The sequence below is a fragment of the Nocardia bhagyanarayanae genome (assembly GCF_006716565.1).
GTDB classification, from domain to species: domain Bacteria; phylum Actinomycetota; class Actinomycetes; order Mycobacteriales; family Mycobacteriaceae; genus Nocardia; species Nocardia bhagyanarayanae.
Map to the genome: position 1 here is coordinate 4,727,985 of NZ_VFPG01000001.1, position 20,811 is coordinate 4,748,795.

A 20,811-nucleotide genomic window follows, 5' to 3' on the forward strand; every position below is an offset into this window, starting at 1 on the left:
CGCAGACAGCTTAAGCGGTCGACACGGCAGGACCAGGGAGAACTGCCGCGTCCCGTGTCGGCTGCACGCTCGGTCAGCGGCGCGACGACGGCGCGTCCGGCGAGGTGTGTGCGGCATCGCGCCATTGGCTGGGGCTGCAGCCGTAGCGTTGGCGGAACCAGCGGGAAAAGTTGCCGGGTGAGGAGAAGGCGAGGAGTTCGGCGATCTCGGTGAGTGTGTGGCGGCGGTTGGCGACCATGTGCCGGGCGAGTTCGGCGCGGGTCGCGTCGACCAGGGTGGTGAAGGTCTCGCCTTCGGCGGCCAAGCGGCGGTGCACGGTGCGGCGGTCGACACCCAGACTGCGGGCGATCTGTTCGACCGAGCAGCGACCGGTGGGCAGGAGTAGTTCGATGAGCTCTCGGACGCGTTCCAGCGTTGTCGCCGCGGGAGCGTTGCGGGGGGAGTCGAACAGCTGCTGGGCATAGGCGCGCAGCTGCGGGTCCGACATGGCGTTGGGTGCGTCGAGATCGGCTGTGTACGTGACGATTCCGTTGAAGTCCTGCTCGAAGGCGAGCTGTGGTCCCAGGATGCGGTGGTGCGTACGGCGGTCGCGCGGCGCGGGGTGAGTGAAGCGGACCTCCGCCGGTTGCCAAGCGGTTCCGAGGAATCCGCGTAGGAGTCCGTGCAGAACGCCGACGGCGAGTTCGATGGCTTGCCGGGTTTCGCCCGGGCTGCCGAGGTCGAGGGTCAGGCGAATGGTGGCGATGCCGTTGTGCTCGGTGAGCCGGGTACGCAGGGCCTCGTTGTACATGTTCTCGTGACGGGACAGGACGCGCAGGGCGCTGCGGACGTCGGGTTCTTCGCGGATGACCAGGCTCAACGGGCCGAGATTGGCGAAGCGGCGGCGTTCGGCGAGGCGTAGCCCGAAATCCTCGCACCCCGAGGCGGCGGCGGTGCGTTCGAGCACATCGGCGATGGCGGCGGCGGGTACCCACCGGTCCTGCAGGCTCAGGCCGGCCGGGTCGAGACCGGCTGTGCGGAGCAGCGCGATCGGGTCGAGGCCCAGCGATCGGCCCAGTTCGACGTAGCCGTGCAGCGCGGCATAGCGGGCCAGCGGCTTCAACACGTCCTCCTACGGTCCCGAAATGAACAGATTCATGTCCCATCAGGATAAGCATCGGTGCGCTTCGCCGCTTACTGTGGGTCTCATCACAGCGAGGTAGATCGGCGGAAGGGGGAGATCGTGATCGGTGAGCGCACCCGGCACGGTCTCCCCTCGACATCTCGCTCTCGATAGTCCCGTCACCACGCGCGCCCGACGGGGCGCGGTGCGGGCGGCGTCGGCATACCCGTCCGTCGGACCTGAGACCGGCCGCGCCTCGGCGTGCCGGCATGAAGGAGGAGATCTGTTGTGGCACAAGCTGTTCGCTTCTACCGGACCGGTAGCCCAGAGGTGTTGCGCTGGGAGGAGGTCGAAGTGGGCGAGCCGGGGCCCGGTCAGGTGCGCATCCGGCACGAGGCGGTCGGGCTGAATTTCGCCGACACCTACTTCCGGAGCGGCTTGTACCCGGCGCCGCTGCCCGCGGGGATGGGCGTCGAGGCGGCCGGTGTGATCGAGGCCGTCGGCGCCGGCGTCGACGGCTTCCGCCCTGGCGACCGGGTCACGTACACCGGCAGCCCGCTCGGCGCCTACAGCACCGAACGGGTGATGCCCGCCGAGCACCTGATCCGACTGCCGGCGGAAATCGGCTTCGACACCGCCGCGGCGATGACGATGCGCGGACTGACGACGGCCTACCTGCTGCGCCGCATTCATCCGCTCCGTGCCGGGGACACCGTTCTGCTGCACGCGGCCGCGGGCGGGGTCGGCCTGATCTTCACGCAGTGGGCGAAGCTGTTGGGGCTCACCGTGATCGGGACGGTGTCGAGCGAGGAGAAGGCCGAGATCGCCCGTGCGCACGGCTGCGATCACGTGGTGGTCTACACCCGGGAGGACGTCGCCGCGCGGGTGCGGGATCTCACCGACGGCGCGGGTGTGCCGGTGGTCTACGACAGCATCGGCAAGACCACCTTCGACACGTCACTGGATTCGCTGTCGCGGCGCGGGCTGCTGGTGTGCTTCGGCACCGCATCCGGGCCGATCCCGCCCATCGACGCCATGCGGCTGGCCGTCAAAGGGTCGCTGTTCGTCACCCGTCCGGCGCTCGCGGACTACATCGCCGATCCCGTGGAGCGGGCCGAACTGGCCGGCGAGCTGTTCTCCCACGTCGCGGCGGGGCGCATCCGCATCGAGATCAATCAGCGCTACGAGCTGCCCGACGCGGTCGGCGCACATCGCGACCTGGAATCCGGCCGCAGCATCGGCTCCTCTGTCTTCGCTCTCTGACACCCGGCCACCGGCCGGACTCCACCTCCCGGAGGAAACCATGACAACCATTGCCCCGCTGGATGTTTCGACAGTGCGCGGCTCGATCGGCGTCAAGCCACTGACGTGCACGATCGGTGCCGAACTCGTCGACATCGATCTCGCACGAGCGGCCCATGACGACACCCTGTTCGCCGAGCTGCGCGCACTGCTGCTCGAGTACAAAGTGCTCTTCGTCCGCGACCAAGACATCAGTCGCGCCGACCATGTCGCTCTCGCGGAGCGTTTCGGCTCCTTGGAGGACCACCCGGTGGCGGGCAGCGATCCCGACCACCCCGGTCTGGTCCGCATCTACAAGGACCTCGACAGCCCGCCCGAGCACTACGAGAACGCCTACCACTGCGACGCCACCTGGCGGCAGCACCCGCCCATGGGCGCCGTCCTGCGCTGCGTGGAGACGCCGCCGGTCGGCGGAGACACCATCTGGGTGAACATGGTCGAGGCCTACCGGCGGCTTCCCGAACACGTCAAACAACGCATTCAGGGGCTGCGGGCCCGGCACAGCATCGAGGCCAGTTTCGGCGCGGTGATGCCGATGGACCAACGCCACGACCTCGCGCGACGGTTTCCCGACGCCGAGCATCCGGTAGTGCGCACGCACCCGGAGACCGGTGAGCAGATCCTGTTCATCAACTCCTTCACCACCCACCTGGTCAACTATCACACCCCGGAGAACGTGCGCTTCGGCGCCGACTACGCCCCAGGGGCCGCCGAATTGCTGCACTACCTGATGCGGCAGGCCGCGGTACCCGAATACCAGGTGCGGTGGCGGTGGACGAAGAACAGCTTCGCCATCTGGGACAACCGCTCCACCCAGCACTACGCGGTCCAGGACTACTGGCCCGCGGTCCGAAAGATGGAGCGCGCGGGCATCGTCGGCGACAAGCCGTTCTGAGACTTCCTCTTTTCCACGACTGTTCGACACCGATCGGAGAAAACCATGCATTTCCACGACGATGCGCTGTTCCCGGAGAACCAGGACAAGCTGGTCATCACCTGTGCGCCGTACGGCCCCGAGTGGGAGCCCGACGACTTCCCCGAGGATCTGCCGCTGACCATCGAGCAGCATGTGCAGCAGGCGGTGGACTGCTACGAGGCCGGCGCCACCGTGCTGCACATCCACGTCCGTGAGCTCGATGGCAAGGGTTCCAAGCGACTGTCGAAGTTCAACGAGCTGCTCGTCGGGTTGCGCGAGGCGGTGCCGGACATGATCCTGCAGGTCGGCGGGTCGATCTCGTTCGCCCCCGAAGGCGAAGGGGCCGACGCGAAGTGGCTGTCCGACGACACCCGGCACATGCTCGCCGAGCTGGACCCGAAGCCGGACCAGGTGACCATCGCCATCAACACCAGTCAGATGAACATCGTCGAGCTGATGACCGACGATGACATCGCGGGCACGTCGTTTCAGCGCCCCGAGCTCTACGACACCTACCGCGAAATGACCGTGCCCGCCGGCCCGGCGTGGGTCGAAGAGCACCTGCGGCGGCTGACCGCCAACGGCATCCAGCCCCACTTCCAGCTCTCCAGCATCCCGCAGCTCGAGACGGTCGAGCGGCTGATCCGGCGGGGCAAGTACCTGGGTCCGCTGAACCTGACCTGGGTGGGTATCGGCGGCGGATTCGACGGCCCCAATCCCTACAACATCATGAACTTCATCCAGCGGGTGCCCGACGGTGCGTGTCTGACCCTGGAGACGCTGATGCGCAGCGTGCTGCCGGTGAACGCGATGGCGATCGCGTTCGGTCTGCACACCCGCTGCGGCAACGAGGACACCCTGTGGGGCCGCAAGGGCGAGAAGATGAGTTCGGCCGATCAGGTGCGGCAGCTGGTCCGGATCGCCGATGAGCTGGGCCGCGGTGTGGCGGACGGCAAGGAGGCCCGCGACATCTACCGGATCGGCGAGCAGTACTCGAGCGTCGATGAGACCCTCGCCAAGCTCGGCTACGCCCCCAACCGCAAGCCCGGCCAGGTCGGATTCACCCACCACGCCTGAGCCTGCGACTCCGGGCGGGGCAGTGCGCCCCGCCCGGCTCCGGGCACGAGCCCACGGGCTTCGGCCCCTTCTTCTTCCCAGCTCCGGTGCGCCGCACACCGTCTCGGCGCACCGGATTCGTAGGAGCACCAATGGAGTTGCACACTACCGCCACCGGGGCGGATGACCGCTCGGTCTCCGCCCCGGCCACGGCGGCCGCCCCAGCACCGCGCACCCGTCGCCGGTATCCGTGGGTGGTCTTCGCGCTGGCCTTCGGACTGCTGCTGGCCGACTACATGTCCCGGCAGGTCCTCAGCGCGGTCTTTCCCTTCCTGAAAACCGAATGGGCACTGTCGGATTCGCAGCTGGCGTCGCTCACCAGCGTGGTCGCGCTCATGGTCGGGATACTCACCCTGCCGCTGTCGGTGCTGGCAGACCGCTGGGGACGAGTACGCAGCCTGGTCCTGATGGCCGTTCTGTGGAGTGCCGCGACCCTGCTGTGCGCGCTCGCCGCGGGCTATGAGCAGATGCTGGCCGCCCGCTTCCTGGTCGGCGTGGGCGAGGCGGCCTACGGCAGCGTCGGCATCGCCGTTGTGCTCAGCGTCTTCGCCCCGCGGGCGCATGCCGCGCTGAGCGGTGCGTTCATGGCGGGCGGCTCGTTCGGGTCGGTGCTCGGCGTCGGCTTGGGCGGAATCATCGCCGTACAGCTGGGCTGGCGCTGGTCCTTCGCCACCATGGCGATCTTCGGCCTGATCCTGGCACTGGTGTTCCGCGCCGTCGTGACCGAGGCGAAACTCGCGCGGAACGCCACCGACGCCACGCAGCGACGACCTGAGGGCGGCAACAGTTTTCGCGTACCGGTCTCGACGCTGTTCACCAATCCCGCTGTCTTGTGCGCCTATCTGGGTAGCGCCATGCAGATCTTCACCGCCGCGGTCCTGCTGTCGTGGATGCCGAGCTTCTTCAACCGTCACTACGACCTCGCCCCGGATCGAGCGGGCGCGATCGCCTCGGTGTTCGTGCTGCTCGTCGGAGCCGGGATGGTGAGCTGCGGCATGATCACCGACCGCGTCGGCCGCGCGGACATGTCCCGGAAATGGTCCGCCGCCATCGTGTTCTGCACCATCTCGCTGTTCTGTCTTGCGGTGGGCTTCAGCCTCGGAACCGGCCCGGCGCAGTTGCTGCTGATCGGTGTCGGCGCCTTCTTCTCCGGCGGCTCGTCGGGACCCACCGCGGCCATGGTCGCCAACCTCACCCATGCCTCGGTGCGCGCGTCGGCCTTCGGCACGTTGACCCTGGCCAACAGCTTGCTCGGGCTCGCCCTCGGTCCCTTCGTCGTCGGCGTCCTCGCCGATCACCTCGGTCTGGCGACCGCGCTGCGCTTGGCGCCACTGGCCTATCTGGGCGCCATCGCCGCCCTGTTGCTGGGCAAACGCGTCTACCCCGCCGGCCTGCGCCGCCTCGCGGCCGTCGACTCCACGGCTTCGCACTGATCTCGAAAGGTACAGCCGCACACCATGAACGACACTGCCGAACCCACCGTCGTGATCGTGCCCGGACTGCGCGACCACGTGCCCGGACACTGGCAGACCCTGCTCGCCGAACGACTGGACAACGTCCGCACCGTCGCGCCGCTCGAACACGACCGGCTCTCACTCGCCGCTCGCGTCGCCGCGCTCGACAGCGTCCTCACCGAAATCGAAGGTCCCGTGGTGCTGGTCGCGCACAGCGCGGGAGTGATGATCACCGTGCACTGGGCGCAGCGGCCGTCCCGCCCTGTGCACGCCGCCCTGCTGGCCACGCCGCCGGACCTCGAAACGCCCCTGCCGCAGGGCTATCCGGCACTCCAGGAGCTCGAGGCCGGTGGCTGGAACCCGATTCCACGGCGCAGGCTGCCGTTCCCCAGCATCGTGGCCGCCTCCACCACCGACCCGCTCGCGTCGTCTCGACGGGTGGCGGGCATGGCCGAGGCCTGGGGCAGCCGCCTGGTCGACCTCGGGGACGTCGGCCACCTCAACCCCGCCTCCGGCTACGGCTACTGGCCGGGCGCGGAAGAACTGCTGGGTGAGCTGACCGCTGTCGCCTCGGCCGGTGCGGAGGCCGCCCGGTGAGCAAGATCGTCGCCTCGGCCGCCGAGGCGGTCGCCGACATCGCCTCCGGGTCGTCTCTGGCGGTCGGCGGCTTCGGACTGTGCGGCATCCCCGACGCGCTCATCGAGGCTCTGGCCGCCCGCGATGTCACCGACCTCGACATCATCTCCAACAACTGCGGCACGGACGAGCACGGCCTGGGAATACTGCTGGCGGACAAGCGAATCCGTCGCATCACGGCGTCCTACGTGGGAGAGAACGGCGAGTTCGCGCGCCAGTACCTGTCCGGCGAACTCGAAGTCGTGCTGACGCCGCAGGGCACACTCGCCGAGAAACTGCGCGCCGGAGGGGCGGGCATCCCAGCGTTCTTCACCCCCGCAGGCGTCGGCACGCCCGTCGCCGAGGGTGGGCTGCCCTGGCGATACGCGCCCGACGGCTCGGTCGCGCTGGCCTCGCCACCGAAGGAGGTGCGCACCTTCGGCGGCCGGTGGAGCGATCGGCGTTACGTGCTCGAAGAGGCTCTCACCGCCGATTACGCACTGGTTCACGCGCTCGTCGGGGACGCCGAGGGCAACTTGGTGTTCGACAAGTCGGCACGCAACTTCAATCCGCTCGCCGCCACGGCCGGACGCATCTGTCTCGCCCAGGTCGAAAACCTCGTCCCCGCAGGAGATCTCGACCCGCAACACATCCACTTGCCCGGCATCTTCGTCGACCGTGTCGTGCATACCGGAGCGCAACCCAAGCACATCGAGAAACGCACCGTCGCCGAGGAGCACTGACATGTCCACTGCCATCACCGTTCGCGGCTGGTCCCGCACCGCCATGGCCGCGCGCGCCGCGCGGGAACTGCGCGCCGGGGAATACGTCAACCTGGGCATCGGGCTGCCGACCATGATTCCCGACCAGCTGCCCGACGGCGTCCGCGTCACCCTGCACTCGGAGAACGGCATCCTCGGCACCGGCCCCTACCCGAGCGAGGCCGAGGTCGACGCCGATCTGATCAACGCGGGCAAAGAGACCGTGACCGTGCTCGCGGGCGCGTCGTTCTTCGACTCCGCGACCAGCTTCGGCATGATCCGCGGCGGTCACATCGACACCGCCGTTCTCGGCGGCATGCAGGTCTCCGCCACCGGCGATCTGGCGAACTGGATGGTGCCGGGTCGCATGGTCAAGGGCATGGGCGGCGCGATGGACCTGGTGCACGGCGCTCGGCGGGTCATCGTGCTCATGGAACACACCGACAAGACCGGTGCGCCGAAGATCGTCCGCCACTGCACCCTCCCGCTGACCGGGGAAAAGGTGGTGCACCGCGTCATCACCGATCTCGCCGTCATCGACGTCACTGCCGCCGGGTTGGTCTTGCGCGAATGCGCTCCCGGCGTCACCGAAGCCGAAGTCCGGGCGGCCACCGCCGCGCCGTTGACCACCGTGGCCTGAACCGAAAGGAAACACGTCATGAAGATGAGGAACACGGCCGTGACGGCCGCGCTCGCCGCCGCGGCGCTGGCGACCGCCGCCACCGCACACGCCGCGCCGACGGCGGACGATCCCGACGCAGCGGCGGTGCGTTACGAAGTCACCCGCTCCGGCGATTCCGCCGTCTTGACCATCAGCAACGGCACACTGCGTCAGCTCGACCAACAACTCGTTCTCGTCGACCGCGACGAACGATTCGTCGCCGCCATCCCGCTGAGCTACCGGATCGATGACACCGCCTACCCGATCACCGCTCGCGTCGACGACACCACCGCGACACTGACGCCGTCCAAGGACGATCCCCAACGCGTCACACCGGTGGCAGCGACAGACATCGTGACCGTCGAGCAAGCCGCGTCCCAGATCGCGGAATCGTTCACTCCCCGCGACGCCCAAGCGCTCGGCGTCTTCGCCCAGCGCGCCGCCATCGGCGCCGCTGTCAGTGCCGTGCTCGGCGCCGTCCTCGGTGGGGGAGTGGGCTGCTTGGTCGGAGCGGCGGCCGGAGCGACCATTTCCAGCCCGCTGATCGCGCTGCTGGTGCCGTTCGTCGGTGCGACCATCGCCGGATGCGTTCTCGGCATGGCCACCCTCGGCGCGGTCGGCTCGATGGCCGGGATCGTGCTGGCCGGCGGACCGATCACCCTGTTCTCCGCCATCCAATACTTCTCCACCATCCTCGCACCGTGCCCGCCTGAGCTCGCCCAGTGCAAGGACCCGGCGCAGCAGCCCGCACCGCAAGCGAAATAACCAGTGCCACAGCCACACCGGGACTTTTGCCCGGTGTGGCTGTGGCGGCGTGCGGCGCTCGCCGCGAATCGCGAGGAATCCCTACCGCCCGCCGCATCGACCACCGATCGAGGACCATGGCCCACCACACGTCCGCGCCGAATCCCCACGCCCGGCTCGACCAGCCGCCAGGAGCGCAGCAAGATCACCGACGCGGCGCCGTCGGCCTGCTACACGCGCACTGGCCCGGAATCGCCCTCGCGGCGCTCGCCGTCCTCGTGATCGAGATGACGGCACGGTGGATCGCCGGAGCCAGCCCGCTGCTGATCGCGATCATCGCCGGCGCGGTCACCGCCAATGTCGTTGCGCTGCCGCAACGTATCCAACCCGGGTTGCAGTTCTGCGCCAAACGACTGCTCCGCATCGGCGTCGCGCTGCTGGGCCTACAGGTGACCTTCACCGACATCCTCGGGCTCGGACCCGCCACCCTCGCCGTCGTCGTCGCGGTCGTCGTCCTTGGCATCGGGGCGACCATGCTGCTCGGTCGGCTACTGGGTGTGAGCTGGACCCAACGCCTACTGATCGCCTGCGGGTTCTCCATCTGCGGCGCCGCCGCGGTCGCCGCTGTCGACGGCGTGGTCGAATCCAAAGAAGAAGAGCTCATCACCACACTGGCACTGGTCGTCGCCTTCGGAACCCTCTTGATCGCGCTCCTCCCGCCCGCAGCGCACGCGATCGGAATGGACGAACACGCCAGCGGCGTCTGGGCAGGCGCCGCGATCCACGAAGTAGCGCAAGTCGTCGCCGCGGGCGGCGCGCTCGGCGGCACCGCGCTGACCGTCGCCGTCGTGGTGAAACTCGCTCGCGTCGCGCTGCTCGCGCCCGTCTTGGCCGCTATCAGCTGGCAGCTGCGCCGCCGGAACGCCGAACAGGCGAAAGGCCGCTCCGCGCCACTGGTTCCGCTGTTCGTTCTCGCGTTCCTCGTCTGCGCGGGATTACGAACCAGCGGCGTGCTTTCCGCGACAGTCCTGGACGCGGCGCGTCTCACCCAGACCGCTCTGCTCACCGCCGCCATGTTCGCCCTCGGCACCGGAGTCCGGCTGCACACTCTCGCGCGAATCGGCATCCGCCCACTCCTGCTGGCCGCCGCGTCGACGGCCTGGATCACCTCGATCGCCCTCGCCGGCGCCCTGCTCACCGCCTGAACAGTCTCCCGGCGCCGACACCACACCCTGCGCCGGGTGCACGATGCCGATCGGGATGTTCGCTCGGGTCCGGTAATCGTGGGCTACGCGGTCTTCACCGTGCCGCCGTCGACGGCGTAATCGGCGCCGACGATGTTGGCGGCTTTGTCCGAAACCAGGAAGGTGATCAGTTCAGCGAGTTCCTCGGGCTCGGCGATCCTGCCGGAGGCGATACCGAATTGCTCGGGCATCGCCGACAGGAACTGCTCGTGTGTAATGCCCTGTCGCGCAGCGATTGCCGCGCCGAGACCGTCGGAGCTGCGCCAGACCGAGGTGCCGACGACTCCGGGTGAGACGGTGGTGACCCGGAGGCCGCGTGGCCCGAATTCCTCGCTGAGCCGCTTGCTGAACGCGGTGAGCGCCGCTTTCGCCTCGCTGTAGCCGACCGGGCCCACCGAAGGAAGCCGCGCGCTGACCGACGAGACGTTCACGATGACGCCACGTCTGCGTAGCAGGCTCGGCAGGGCGGCGCGTGCGGTCCAGACGGCGCTGAAGAGGTTGAGGTCGAGAAGGCGTCGCCACCGGTCGTCGTCGGTGTCGAGAAATCCGCCGAGCCCATTCCGATCCTGATTCGTGCCACCGACATTGTTGACCAGGATGTCGATCTCACCGAGCGCCGCCAGCGCGGTGCCGATGAGTGTTCGCGCTCCCTCGCTCGTGGCAAGGTCGGCGGAAACCGTTGCGACACTGACTTTTTCCAATTCGGGTGTAATCGTGCGAGCGCCGCCGACCACGCGAACGCCCTCGCGTGCCAGCGCCTCCGCGACCGCGAGACCGATACCGCGCCCGGCGCCGGTGACGACGGCGGTCCTTCCGGTGAGATCCAGATCCATGGGGACAACCCTTCTCGAATTCTCGTCCGGTCTCGGGGACCGGCTGGTGCGCGGTCGGTAGCCGCGATTACTGGAGCTTGTCGCCGGGCGCCACGTCGATCGCGGTCCGGTAGACCATGGGACGCGGGGTGACGTCGAGCTCGGGGTCGTCGGTCAACCGTTTGATCGATCGCTGCCACTCCGGGTCGGTTCGAGCCGCGTCCAAGGCGGTGCCGCTGGCCCATTCCGCGACGTTGATGAAGGTCAACTCGGCCTTGTCGCTGACCGCTTGGAGCATGCGCGCGCGGAGGAAACCCGGGGCGGACGCCATGCACCGCGCGTTGTCCTTCCAGCGGTCGAGGAATCGATCCTTCTGCGACATCGGTACAGAGAAGGCGTTGACGAGCGTTACCGGCTGCTCGGTGCCGGCCGAGGTGTGTCCGGTTGGGAGACTCATATTGTCATCTTAAGTGACAATATGGATCCCTGCTACTGTTGACGTGTGCCGAATCAGCCGTTGGACGACCGGGGAGTCTTCCTGTTGTCCCAGATCGGCCACCACATCGCCTACCTGTTCACCGCACGGCTCGCACCGCTCGGTCTCGAACCCGCGCACTTCGGAATCCTCAGCCACCTGGCGGCGGTCGACGGGCGCAGCCAGCAGGAACTCGCCGATCTGCTGAAAGTGCACCGCAACGCCATGGTCGGGCTCGTCGACGAGTTGGAAGAACGCGGACTGGTACGCCGCGCGAAGCATCCCACCGACCGCCGCGCCCATGCGGTCCATCTGACCGCACGGGCTCGCTGGGCACTCGCCGCCGCCGAAGCCGAAGCCGAGGCCATCGAGAACGAAATCCTCGCCCCGCTCGACGATGCCGAGCGTGCTCACCTGGTCCAGCAACTGCGCCGCCTGTCCGCGCATGCCGGGCTGCCGCCGGGCATCCACCCCGGCCTCCAACGTCGGCGGCGAGCCACCCCCTCGGTGTAGGCCCGCCAAGGCCGGTTCGATATCGGACTCAGGCGGATGTCGCCGCGCCGTTGCGCCGGCAGCCGCACCGACTTCGTTGTCGTTCAGGTCCGATGGACGGAATCGATTCTTGTTCGTCTCGCGCTTCCAAGAATGCCAACCTCGGCAGGGGTTGACACGGGTAGTCGACTACGCCAATTCCCCCGGAGACACCGACGAAAACGACTGTTTCGGGGAAGCGTGGCCGCTACATGGGCACCAACGCGCCAGCCACCGATTCACCTCGAATTCAGACCCTTCAGGCAGCGATGGAATCGAAGTAGTGCGCTACTTCGGCTCGGCGACAGTCGGCGGGCAACGGTGAGTGGCATGGCGAACGACACGTGCCCCGACCATGGAAGGGAGGTTCGCTACGCGAGCGATCACTCCCGCGCGGCCGAATCCGATGAGGGCGACTACGGGGTGGCGTCGTTCGGTTCCGGCGCCTCGGAGCGGCGCCAGCCCTGTAGCGTCTCGGCGATAGCGCGCGGGTCGATCCGTGTGGTGGTTGTGGGATCGCAGCTCCGGCGTCGCGCGGCGGCAAGCCGGTCCGCGGCCTCGATGAGGGAGCAGTCGTGCTTCTCTTGGAGGACGAGGAGCTGGTACATCGTCGAGTGCCAGGGATGGCACGCGAGCTCGTCGTCGAAGGATGCCGGATCCGACGCTCGGTCCGTGATCGTCTTCGCGGTCGAGCGGATGGACTCGGACCAGCGCTTGCGCCAGTCGCCGAAGCCGGCCGTGACGGCCGGGTCGAGGGCGATCACGAGCCGCCACGCGAAGGCCTCCTCTCGGCCGGCGAGGTCGGGGCGGTCCTTGGCGAATTCGTCCCATTCGGTGCAGGTCCCGCGCTCGAACAGACTGCACAGGGACAGGTTCGGGACCACGGTGTGCAGCAGTTCCGCATCGGGGGTGCGGTGCTCGGCCAGCAGTACGGCGTCGTACAGATCCTTACCCTGCGGGAACGCATCGGTGTAGACCCACAGCAGCTTCCAGGCCAGGGCGAGGTCTGGGGTGGCGGCGAGCAGGGTGCCGGGCGGGCCGGGGGTGCCCAGTCGCGGGATCTCGGTCCACTGCGGGCTCTGCGGCAGCGCGTCGTCGAACACGAAGTCCAATTGCACGGTGCCGCCGGGAATCCCGGAGCGTGTCGCGGACCACGGCAGCACGAGGCGGCGGCCAGGCACCCGATCGTAGGTCCAGATGTCGTCCTCGACGGCGTCTTCTGCCCGGGCGCGGATGGGGCTGTCCGGAGCCTCGGTCGCGGCCGCGACCCGTGTGGCGACATCGGTCAGCAGCTGGTCCGTACGGTCGCTGTTGAACTCCCAGTCCCGCGGCAGCACAACGAAATCGAGGTCGCCGGGCTCGCGAGCCCGCTCCCCGAGCCAGGCGCGGAGCAGTGCGCTGCCGTTCAGCATGAGATCACGGGCCCACGGGGAAGCGGCGATGGCAGCGAGCACGGTGTCCAGCGCGGCGCGGCGTGCGGCGAACCAGGCCGCCGCGACCTCCGGATCGTCGAATCTGGGATCGGTCAGGCGCATGGCCGCGAAATGTGACTTCGCGGCGGGGTCGAACACCGGCGTCTGGCGCACGCCGTCGGCCCGGACCGGGCGCAGTGTCGGCGGTAGACCGATCCATGTCCTGATCTGCTCCGTCGGAGGATCGTGCGGCACGACCGCGTCCGCCGACCACCCTCCGATGCCCAGCTCCTTCCACGAGCGGTCCGCCTCCGTGGTCACGATCGCTCCTCGTGCTCGTCGATCCATCCGGAATCGATGGACTCGTCACTGTCGTACACGACGAATTCTCTTTCAGCCGAAAGTATTCGGTAATTCTCCGCCTCGAGCGCGGTCACCAGGGCCGTGCAGCGGGCGGCGGCGACGGCCGCACCCACCAGACGGCACCGCTGGGTCACGAAGCGCTCGACAAGGCCGTCGTTGCGGACGCGCCGGGCATTCACCGACAGATGTGCCGCGTGCGCTGCGGCCAGGTGGCCCAAGGCGCTCGTGTCGGTGTCGGGGTCCAGCAGCAACTTGATGTGGTGCTCGAAGTAGTAGCTGTCGCCCAGCGCGACGGCCTCGGCGTCGGTGGCGGGCACTCCGGCGGCCGACGGCACGGCCTCGATCTTGGTGCGGACCACCGGAAAACCTGCCGCCTCCAGCCGGTTCCGCGATGCCACGACCGAATCCCGCACCGCGGCGAAGGGGCCGGATTCCCGGATGGTGAGCATGGGCTGCTCGGTCACGCGACCGCGCGCGAGCACGATGTGCACGAACTTCGAACCCGTTGCCGCGGCATAGTGTTCGAGCTTTTCGGCGTCGGCGCCGCGTACTGTGAGGTGCGCTTCGAAGTCGCCGTCGAAGATCGTCGATGCGGTCACCCGGTCATGATCGCAAAGCAGGCACCCCGCCGTCGCCCGTATTTCTGGTCGCCGGGGGTCGGCCTCTCCGCCGCGACCCCTGCCGCGGTTGCGGTGCCGGTGCGGCGTGGCCTACACCGTTCGATCAGGCACGCCGCCCTGGTCTCGCGCAACGGCTCCGGTCGGCGGCGCTCCGTCGAGCACTGCGCCTCGCGCGATCATCAGCCGTTCGTCACGACAAGCCCAACACACCGACAGAACCGGTGATACCTTTTGGCTATAACAACCGTTCGTTGATCTTTCCGGAACAGTCGAGGCAGTAGCTCGGCCCGTGGTCGGCGGCGTCGGTCATCGAGGTTCTCGATACCGCTGACAACGCCGCGCGTGGCCTACCGCGCGGGCGCAGCCGACAGCATTCAGGTGCTACTTCCACCGAAAGGCATGCGATGAACGGAAGCAAGGCGGGTGCGAACAATGCGGCGGGCGACCGACCTGTCGCGGATTCTGTCTCACGCGATCTGACGGTTGGTGTCGGAGTCGCTCGTTCGGGTCGGCTGTCGAGTCTGGGCGACCCGCTGGACTTCGTCATGTCGCATCTGGAGCCGAAACTTCAGCGCATGGCGCCGCACGGCAATCGGCTCCGGCTCGCGAGCCGTGACAGCAGGTCCACCGCCGAAGGAGCGCGGGAGGCGGTCGTCCAGCTCGTCCGCGACGAGCGGGCGGTCATCGTTCTCACTCTGGCGGGCACGCAGGTTCTGCCGGTGGTCGCCGACACTTGCGAAGAACTCGGCGTCGTCTGCATCTCGAGCACCTTTCCGTGGCAGGTGTACTACTACGGGCGGGGTGCGGACCGCGAGCGGCCGTTCAGCCGGACCTTTCACTTCTGCTGGGGACTGGACGATATCGCCGAGGTCTTCGCCGATCTATGGGAGCGCGCCGGCGGCGGTGGCCGTACCGTTGGCTGCCTGTGGAACGACGGCCCGCAGGGCGCGTGGTCCCGCCACGACCGCCACGGCTTCGCACCCGCGGCCCGCGCACGCGGTCACCAGCTCGTGGACCCCCACGCCTATCGCGAGCCCGCCGCCGACCTCGACGCCCATCTGACTTCTTTTCGCGAGGCCGGCGTCGACATGGTGACCAGCGCCGCCACCGCCCGCGATCTGAAGCTCTTCCGAACCAGCGCAGCGGATTCCGGCTGGCGACCCCGCCTGATCACCTGCTCGCGCTGGCTCGCCTACCCGCCGGGCTCGACCGGCCCGGACGGTCCGCCCCCGCAAGCGAACGTGGGCACGTTGGTCTACTGGTCGCCCGGCCACCCGTACCGATCCTCGATCGACGGGCTCACCGCCGCCGAACTCGCCGACGCCTACGAACAGCGGACCGGCCGGCAGTGGTTGCAGCCCCTCGGCCTCGCGCACGCCTTGTTCGAGGTCGCCGTTCACGCACTGCGCATCGCCGACGACCCCGCCGACCCTGCCTCGGTCGCCGCGGCCCTGCGCCGCACCGACGTGGAGACGGTGGCGGGACGGCTGGACTGGACCTCGGGACCGGTCCCCAACGTCGCCGTCGTGCCGCTGGCCGGTGGCCAATGGCAGCCGTCCGCACGCCACGGCTACGAACTCGCCGTGATCACCCCTGGCCGCGTCGACGGACTGCGTCCCACCGCCGAACTGATCAGCGGCTGAGCGACGCGATCGATCGGCCTGTGGTCAGTGCGCGTGGATCGCCGGGCGATGCTGGCGCCAGGGGAATCGCCGTTCGAGATCGGCGGCGAGGGTGAGCAGGGTGGCCTCGTCGCCGTAGGGGGCGACGAATTGCACACCGATCGGCCAGCCCTCGGCCGAGCGGGCCAAGGGCAGTGAGATCGCCGGATTGCCAGTGGCATTGAACAGAGCGGTGAAGGGCGCGAAGTCGAAGATCTTGCGGTACCACTCGTGTGCGGTCAAGGCCGAGTCGTCCGCGTCGAGGTGGCCGAGTGGCAGATTCGGGCTGGCAGTGGTCGGAGTGAGGTAGAGGTCGTAGTCGGTGAGGAGCCGGGCGACTTCACGGCGCGCGAGATTGAACGTCTCCTCTACGACGTACAGGTCCGCCGCGGTCCTGGTGGCGCCGTAGGCGACGCAGGCGCGGGTGGTGGCCTCGAGATGGTCGGTCCCAGGGTCGATGCCCAGCGCCTTCGCCGCGGTGGTGACGGTGTGGGCGAGGAAGCTGCACCAGGCGTCGAGATTGGCGTGATGGAAGGCTTCGGCGTCGATGCGGGGAGCGGCTTCCTCGACGTGATGCCCCAGGGCGGTCAATTGTTCGGCGACGCGGTGGACCGCGTCGGCGCAGGCGGGGTCGGCCTGGGAGACGTCGGCCGCGACGGCGATGCGCAGTGCGCGCACCGGGTGCGAGATCAGTTCGCGGTAGCTCGCCGTCTCGGCGGGAAACAGGTACTTGTCGCCGGGTTCGCTGCCGTGCACGGCGTCGAGCAACGCCGCGCAGTCGCGGACGGTGCGGGTGACGGCGAACTCCACGCCCATGCCCAGCAGCGGATCGGCGTAGTCGGGTCCGGCGGAGATGCGGCCGCGGCTCGGTTTGAGTCCGACCAGCCCGCATGCCGCGGCCGGGATGCGGATGGAGCCGCCGCCGTCGTTGGCATGGGCCAATGGCAGCGCTCCGGCGGCGACCAATGCCGCTGCGCCGCCGCTGGATCCGCCCGCGGCGCGGGTCGGGTCCCACGGGTTGCGCGTCGGCGCGCCATAGGCCACGGCTTCGGTGGTGGCGTTGAAACCGAGTTCGGGGGAGGTGGTCACCGCCATCGCCGCCAGTCCCGCTCGCCGGAAGCGGGTCATCAATGCCGTGTCGTCGGCGTGGACCACGCCGGGGCCGAACAACCGGCTGCCGTTGCGCTGCGGCACGCCTGCCGCGTGGAGGATGAGGTCCTTGATCGCGAAAGGCACTCCCGCGAACGGGCCTGCCGCGTCGTAGGCCAGCGGTCGCTCGAACACCTCGCCCGCGACCGCACCGAGCTCGGGGTCTACCTGCGCGATCGCGGCGGCGGCCGCGTCCTGCACCTCGGCGGCGCTGACCTGGCCTTGCCGGATCAGCTCGGCGAGCTCTGTGGCGTCTCGTCCGGCGTAATCGGCGACATCCATCGGTAACCTCCCGGTTCGTTGTGCTGGTGCGGGAGAACCTAGGGCGGTGCGCGAGGCGCGGCGTCCGTCGATCGACGGACGCGGCGAAACGGCGATTGTGCGTCGGCGTGAGCGACCGCCGGATCCGGTCGAAGTGACCGGCGTCATACTGTCGGAGTGGTTGCTGCACCCGATCGAGATCTGGACCCCGCTGTCGCGGTCCGAGTGCGAGACGCGATCAGGGCGGCCACACCGGACCGGTCGGGCCTGGGCCGGGTGCTGTTCGAGCTGTCGCGGGTCGTCGCCTATCAGCACGCCGCGTTGTCGCGGTGGGACCCGGTCGGCCGGGTGCACCTCACGGCGGCCAGCGTCGGCTACCCGCAGGCCGCGCTCGAGGTCACCAACTCTTGCCTGCACACGCATCCGCTGTTCACCCGGCTCCAGCACGACCAGCTACCGATTCGCCTGTGCGAGGTACCGGCCGAGGTGCGGTACGGTCCGATCTTCGATCGGGTCATCCTCCCGCTCGGCTATCGCGAGGGCCTGACTCAACCCCTCTTCGCCGCCGACGGCCGCTACCTCGGCATGCTGAACATGAGCACCACCGCGCACGCGCCGTTCCCCACGATGTCGGTGACCGCGCTCGCGCTGCTGGCCGACGTGGTCGGCGCCGCCATCGATCCCTGCCGCGGCATCGCGGCGCCAGTCGACCGAGAGGAGTCGGTGGTGATCGCCACCGCGGGCGGGACAGTGCACCCGGTGACGGCGCCCGCCGCGGCGCACCCGTTCGTATCCGGCAGCGCCGGTGTGGAACTCGCGCGGGCGGTCGCGGTGTCCGGCCGTCCCGGTGACCATCTGCTGCTCGACGGCGATGTCGTGTACCGGACGCGGATGCAGCCGGTCCACTCCGGCGGGACCCTGGTCGCCTACCGCCGCGTCGATCCGCCCCACGGCCTCACACCCCGTGAACTCCACGTGCTCGCACTGCTCCCACAAGGCAGCTCCAACGCCCGCATCGCCGCCGACCTGCGGGTCGAACCCTCCACCATCGCCACCCACATCGAACGCATCCTGCGGAAACTCCACGTCCCCAACCGAACCGTCGCCGCCGCGACCGCCGTCCGCTGGGGACTGACCGTGAACTCCCGCCCGGCAGAAGCTGCCGACCGCACCGAGAACTGGTCGACGATGTAGGCGTCAGGGGTGCTGGGGGTCCGCGCCGATGCTCCGGGTCGGCCTGCCCGTGTTCCGCCGCGCGTATGCCCGGCGGCGGCCGCTGTTCCGTTGCCGACCGCACCAGGCCCTGCCGCGGAGCCACTCGGCCGAGGTCACCATCGACTGGCTCAGTCGGCGGCTCGATCGGTGAGACCGGACGCCTGTCGTGAACTGGGGCGTCATGGCATCGTTCTGGTTGCCGACGGTGGGGTGGGCCGAACTCGCGGAAATGTGGTGCCGGGAATCTGTTGCGGTGGAGGGGCGCAACGCGATCAGTATGCGTACTGCGTGCGAAACACACGACGTTGGCGCGCAGGGGATTACGATGAATCCGATCGACAGCAGGGGACTGATGAGGATGCTGGCTCGGCTGCACGTGTGGACTGCCGGAAACCGTCGGCAGACGGCCTTGCGGGACACGACGGATCACGATATCGGCGGCGGGGCCGCGCATCGATGGATGAGGCTTTGGGTGTGCCTCGGTGTCGCTCTCGCCGTGCCACAACTGTCCATGACGACTGCTCTCGCTTCCCCGGCTACGGCCACAACGCCCGCACGCGGGTACGAGCCGGCGCCCGATCCGGGGCGCGTTGCCGAGCCAGGTTTCGTTGCTCAGATGGATTGCTCGGATTACGAGTTTCCGCCGCCGTCGTGCCAAACCGTCGATCCGCCGCCGCTGGTCGTTCCGCCGCCGGTCGATCCGCCGCTAGTCGTGCCTCCGCCGGTCGATCCGCCGCTGGTCGTGCCTCCGCCTCCCGTTGTGCCGCCGCCTCCGGTAGTGCCGCCGCCGGTTGTCCCGCCTGAGCCGGTTGCGCCGCCGCCTCCGGTTGTGCGGCCTGAGCCGGTTGTGCCTCCGCCTCCGGTTGCTCCTCCGCCGGTTGTGCCTCCGCCTCCGGTCGCACCTCCGCCGGTTGCGCCGCCTCCACCCGTCGCGCCGCCTCCACCCGTCGCGCCGCCGCCTCCGGTCGCGCCGCCTCCGCACGTCGCTCCTCCGCACGTCGCTCCTCCGCCGGTCGCTCCTCCGCCGGTCGCGCCGCCGCCTCTGGTCGCGCCGCCTCCGCCGGTCGCGCCGCCTCCGCCGGTCGCGCCGCTGCCTCCGCCCTCCGCGCCGCCTCCGCCGTCGAAACCCGAAACACCGCCCGTCGCAATGGAACTGACGCCGAGCGCCATCGCACCCGGTGACGATGTGACCGCGGCCGGACGCGGCTGCACACCGGGTTCGGCGGTGACCCTGAAGATCGGCGACGCCCCGGTCGGCAACGCGGTAGCGGCATCGGACGGCTCCTTCCAAGCCCCGTTGACGCTATCCGCGCTGGAGGTGGGCCGCCACGACGTGCAGGCGTGGTGCGGTCGCGCGCTGGCCGCGGAATTGGACATCGTGCTGGTCAGCAGTGTCGGCAGCGGCACAGCGACGGTGGCGGTGATCCTGTTCTTCCTGTTGCTCGGTGGCTGGTTCTTCGGCCATCGGCTCGTATCGCGTCAACCCGCCAAGGGGAGAGAATGAACAGCCTTCGCGAATACCTCGGCGGCCGAGAGGGAATCGGCCGGACACTGCGCGCCACCCTGTCTCATTGCGCCATCGCCGTCGTGTTCGCCGGGGCGGGACTACTCGGCGGGGGTGCGGCGCACGCGGATACGGGCGGTGTCGAGATGACCGCCACCATCGACGATCGGGATATCGGTGGGGCGTCGGGGCGCGAACCGATCCAGCTCACACCGGACAGCACGGCGCGCATCGCGATCACGCTGACCAACAACAACAGTGAGCAGATCGAGGTCCGGCGCGTCGGGCTCACCGGGCACGTGCTCGGGCTGAACTTCTTCTCGTACTCGACGGCGGTGGGTCTCGAAGTCGCGCCCGGCAAGACCGAAACCCTGAGCTATGCATTGGATCTCGCCGGACTCGACGGGCAAGCCACCGGGCTGATCAGCGGTCGGCTCACGGTGAGCGGCGCCGACGGCGAGGAGTTGGCCAGCGTCGCGACCGTGACCGACGTACGCGGCTCGATGCGCTCGGTCTACGGTCTGTTCGGGATCGCGCTCGCGGTGCTCACCGCCTTGGCCGCCGTCGACGCCGCGTTGGGCATTGCCCGCCACCGGCTTTCGGCGAACCGGTGGCAACGCGGCGTGCGTCTGCTGGCGCCCGGCGTCGGCGTAGGGCTGATCTTCGGCTTCACCGCCTCGGTATTGCGCTGGTGGGTGCCCGCCACGGGATTGTGGCTGGCTGTCGCCGGAGGCGCGGCGGCGGTCGGCTTCCTGCTCGGCTACCTGTCGCCGACACCCGCGACCGGGTCCGAGGAGCCGGACGCCGAGGACATTGATTTCCTCGGCGGCGCCGGCGAGACGCCAGTCGGGAGTGTCCCGCACGCGGGACCGGTCGCGTGAGCGAGAGCGGAG

At 69.1% G+C, this 20,811-nt stretch carries 20 protein-coding genes; 14 read left to right on the forward strand and 6 right to left on the reverse strand.

Going from position 1 to position 20,811, the window contains the following annotated elements:
- Window positions 1-73 precede the first annotated feature (73 nt).
- Window positions 74-1,102: an AraC family transcriptional regulator ligand-binding domain-containing protein gene (locus tag FB390_RS20390; protein WP_141811916.1), complete on the reverse strand. Its 1,029-nt coding sequence runs from the start codon at window positions 1,100-1,102 to the stop codon at window positions 74-76.
- A 288-nt stretch (window positions 1,103-1,390) separates the two neighbouring features.
- On the opposite strand from FB390_RS20390, the gene FB390_RS20395 reads away from it, so the two are divergent.
- The 9 genes from FB390_RS20395 (at window position 1,391) to FB390_RS20435 (ending at window position 9,876) form a co-directional block, all read left to right on the forward strand.
- A complete protein-coding gene (locus tag FB390_RS20395; RefSeq protein ID WP_141810369.1) occupies window positions 1,391-2,365 on the forward strand; it encodes a quinone oxidoreductase family protein in 975 nt (324 codons plus the stop codon).
- A gap of 40 nt (window positions 2,366-2,405) precedes the next feature.
- A complete protein-coding gene (locus FB390_RS20400) occupies window positions 2,406-3,299 on the forward strand; it encodes a TauD/TfdA dioxygenase family protein (RefSeq protein ID WP_141810370.1) in 894 nt (297 codons plus the stop codon).
- Between the two features lie 45 nt (window positions 3,300-3,344).
- Window positions 3,345-4,397: a beta-keto acid cleavage family enzyme gene (locus tag FB390_RS20405; protein ID WP_141810371.1), complete on the forward strand. Its 1,053-nt coding sequence runs from the start codon at window positions 3,345-3,347 to the stop codon at window positions 4,395-4,397.
- A 131-nt stretch (window positions 4,398-4,528) separates the two neighbouring features.
- Complete coding sequence (locus FB390_RS20410; protein ID WP_141810372.1) at window positions 4,529-5,869, forward strand: MFS transporter; 1,341 nt, start codon at window positions 4,529-4,531, stop codon at window positions 5,867-5,869.
- Between the two features lie 24 nt (window positions 5,870-5,893).
- The gene (locus FB390_RS20415; protein ID WP_141810373.1) at window positions 5,894-6,487 is read left to right on the forward strand and encodes an RBBP9/YdeN family alpha/beta hydrolase; all 594 of its coding nucleotides are present in this window, start codon (window positions 5,894-5,896) and stop codon (window positions 6,485-6,487) included.
- Window positions 6,484-7,248: a CoA transferase subunit A gene (locus FB390_RS20420; protein WP_141810374.1), complete on the forward strand. Its 765-nt coding sequence runs from the start codon at window positions 6,484-6,486 to the stop codon at window positions 7,246-7,248. The genes FB390_RS20415 and FB390_RS20420 overlap by 4 nt, the downstream gene beginning before the upstream one ends.
- Window position 7,249: 1 nt before the next feature.
- Window positions 7,250-7,906 carry a 3-oxoacid CoA-transferase subunit B gene (locus FB390_RS20425; RefSeq protein WP_141810375.1) on the forward strand — a complete coding sequence of 219 codons (657 nt, stop codon included), beginning with the start codon at window positions 7,250-7,252 and terminating at the stop codon, window positions 7,904-7,906.
- Between the two features lie 18 nt (window positions 7,907-7,924).
- Window positions 7,925-8,692: a DUF8020 domain-containing protein gene (locus FB390_RS20430; protein WP_141810376.1), complete on the forward strand. Its 768-nt coding sequence runs from the start codon at window positions 7,925-7,927 to the stop codon at window positions 8,690-8,692.
- 116 nt (window positions 8,693-8,808) lie between these two features.
- Entirely contained in the window at window positions 8,809-9,876 is a 1,068-nt protein-coding gene (locus FB390_RS20435; protein WP_141810377.1) for a YeiH family protein, read from the forward strand.
- Between the two features lie 83 nt (window positions 9,877-9,959).
- Here the strand turns inward: FB390_RS20435 and FB390_RS20440 are convergent, their stop codons facing one another.
- Both FB390_RS20440 and FB390_RS20445 read right to left on the reverse strand, forming a co-directional pair.
- Complete coding sequence (locus FB390_RS20440; RefSeq protein WP_141810378.1) at window positions 9,960-10,748, reverse strand: oxidoreductase; 789 nt, start codon at window positions 10,746-10,748, stop codon at window positions 9,960-9,962.
- Window positions 10,749-10,815: 67 nt separating this feature from the next.
- Window positions 10,816-11,184 carry an antibiotic biosynthesis monooxygenase family protein gene (locus FB390_RS20445; protein WP_141810379.1) on the reverse strand — a complete coding sequence of 123 codons (369 nt, stop codon included), beginning with the start codon at window positions 11,182-11,184 and terminating at the stop codon, window positions 10,816-10,818.
- Window positions 11,185-11,229: 45 nt separating this feature from the next.
- Here FB390_RS20445 and FB390_RS20450 point away from each other — a divergent pair, with 45 nt between their 5' ends.
- Window positions 11,230-11,715, forward strand: coding sequence for a MarR family winged helix-turn-helix transcriptional regulator (locus FB390_RS20450; protein WP_141810380.1), 486 nt, complete (start codon window positions 11,230-11,232; stop codon window positions 11,713-11,715).
- A gap of 434 nt (window positions 11,716-12,149) precedes the next feature.
- Here the strand turns inward: FB390_RS20450 and FB390_RS20455 are convergent, their stop codons facing one another.
- Together FB390_RS20455 and FB390_RS20460 are read right to left on the reverse strand one after the other, a co-directional pair.
- Window positions 12,150-13,466: a nucleotidyl transferase AbiEii/AbiGii toxin family protein gene (locus tag FB390_RS20455; protein WP_221639328.1), complete on the reverse strand. Its 1,317-nt coding sequence runs from the start codon at window positions 13,464-13,466 to the stop codon at window positions 12,150-12,152.
- Window positions 13,463-14,107 carry a hypothetical protein gene (locus tag FB390_RS20460; RefSeq protein WP_141810382.1) on the reverse strand — a complete coding sequence of 215 codons (645 nt, stop codon included), beginning with the start codon at window positions 14,105-14,107 and terminating at the stop codon, window positions 13,463-13,465. Before FB390_RS20460 ends, FB390_RS20455 begins: the two co-directional genes overlap by 4 nt.
- A gap of 566 nt (window positions 14,108-14,673) precedes the next feature.
- Between FB390_RS20460 and FB390_RS20465 the strand changes: the two genes are divergently transcribed.
- On the forward strand, window positions 14,674-15,771 hold the full coding sequence (locus FB390_RS20465; protein ID WP_342780420.1) for an ABC transporter substrate-binding protein: 1,098 nt from the start codon (window positions 14,674-14,676) through the stop codon (window positions 15,769-15,771).
- Between the two features lie 24 nt (window positions 15,772-15,795).
- Here FB390_RS20465 and FB390_RS20470 read toward each other — a convergent pair whose 3' ends face one another.
- Entirely contained in the window at window positions 15,796-17,220 is a 1,425-nt protein-coding gene (locus FB390_RS20470) for an amidase (protein ID WP_141810384.1), read from the reverse strand.
- A gap of 156 nt (window positions 17,221-17,376) precedes the next feature.
- Between FB390_RS20470 and FB390_RS20475 the strand changes: the two genes are divergently transcribed.
- The 3 genes from FB390_RS20475 (at window position 17,377) to FB390_RS20485 (ending at window position 20,799) form a co-directional block, all read left to right on the forward strand.
- Window positions 17,377-18,393: a helix-turn-helix transcriptional regulator gene (locus FB390_RS20475; protein ID WP_141810385.1), complete on the forward strand. Its 1,017-nt coding sequence runs from the start codon at window positions 17,377-17,379 to the stop codon at window positions 18,391-18,393.
- Between the two features lie 1,168 nt (window positions 18,394-19,561).
- Complete coding sequence (locus FB390_RS33610) at window positions 19,562-19,918, forward strand: Ig-like domain repeat protein (protein ID WP_185757102.1); 357 nt, start codon at window positions 19,562-19,564, stop codon at window positions 19,916-19,918.
- Window positions 19,915-20,799, forward strand: coding sequence for a hypothetical protein (locus FB390_RS20485; RefSeq protein ID WP_141810386.1), 885 nt, complete (start codon window positions 19,915-19,917; stop codon window positions 20,797-20,799). Before FB390_RS33610 ends, FB390_RS20485 begins: the two co-directional genes overlap by 4 nt.
- Window positions 20,800-20,811: the final 12 nt, after the last annotated feature.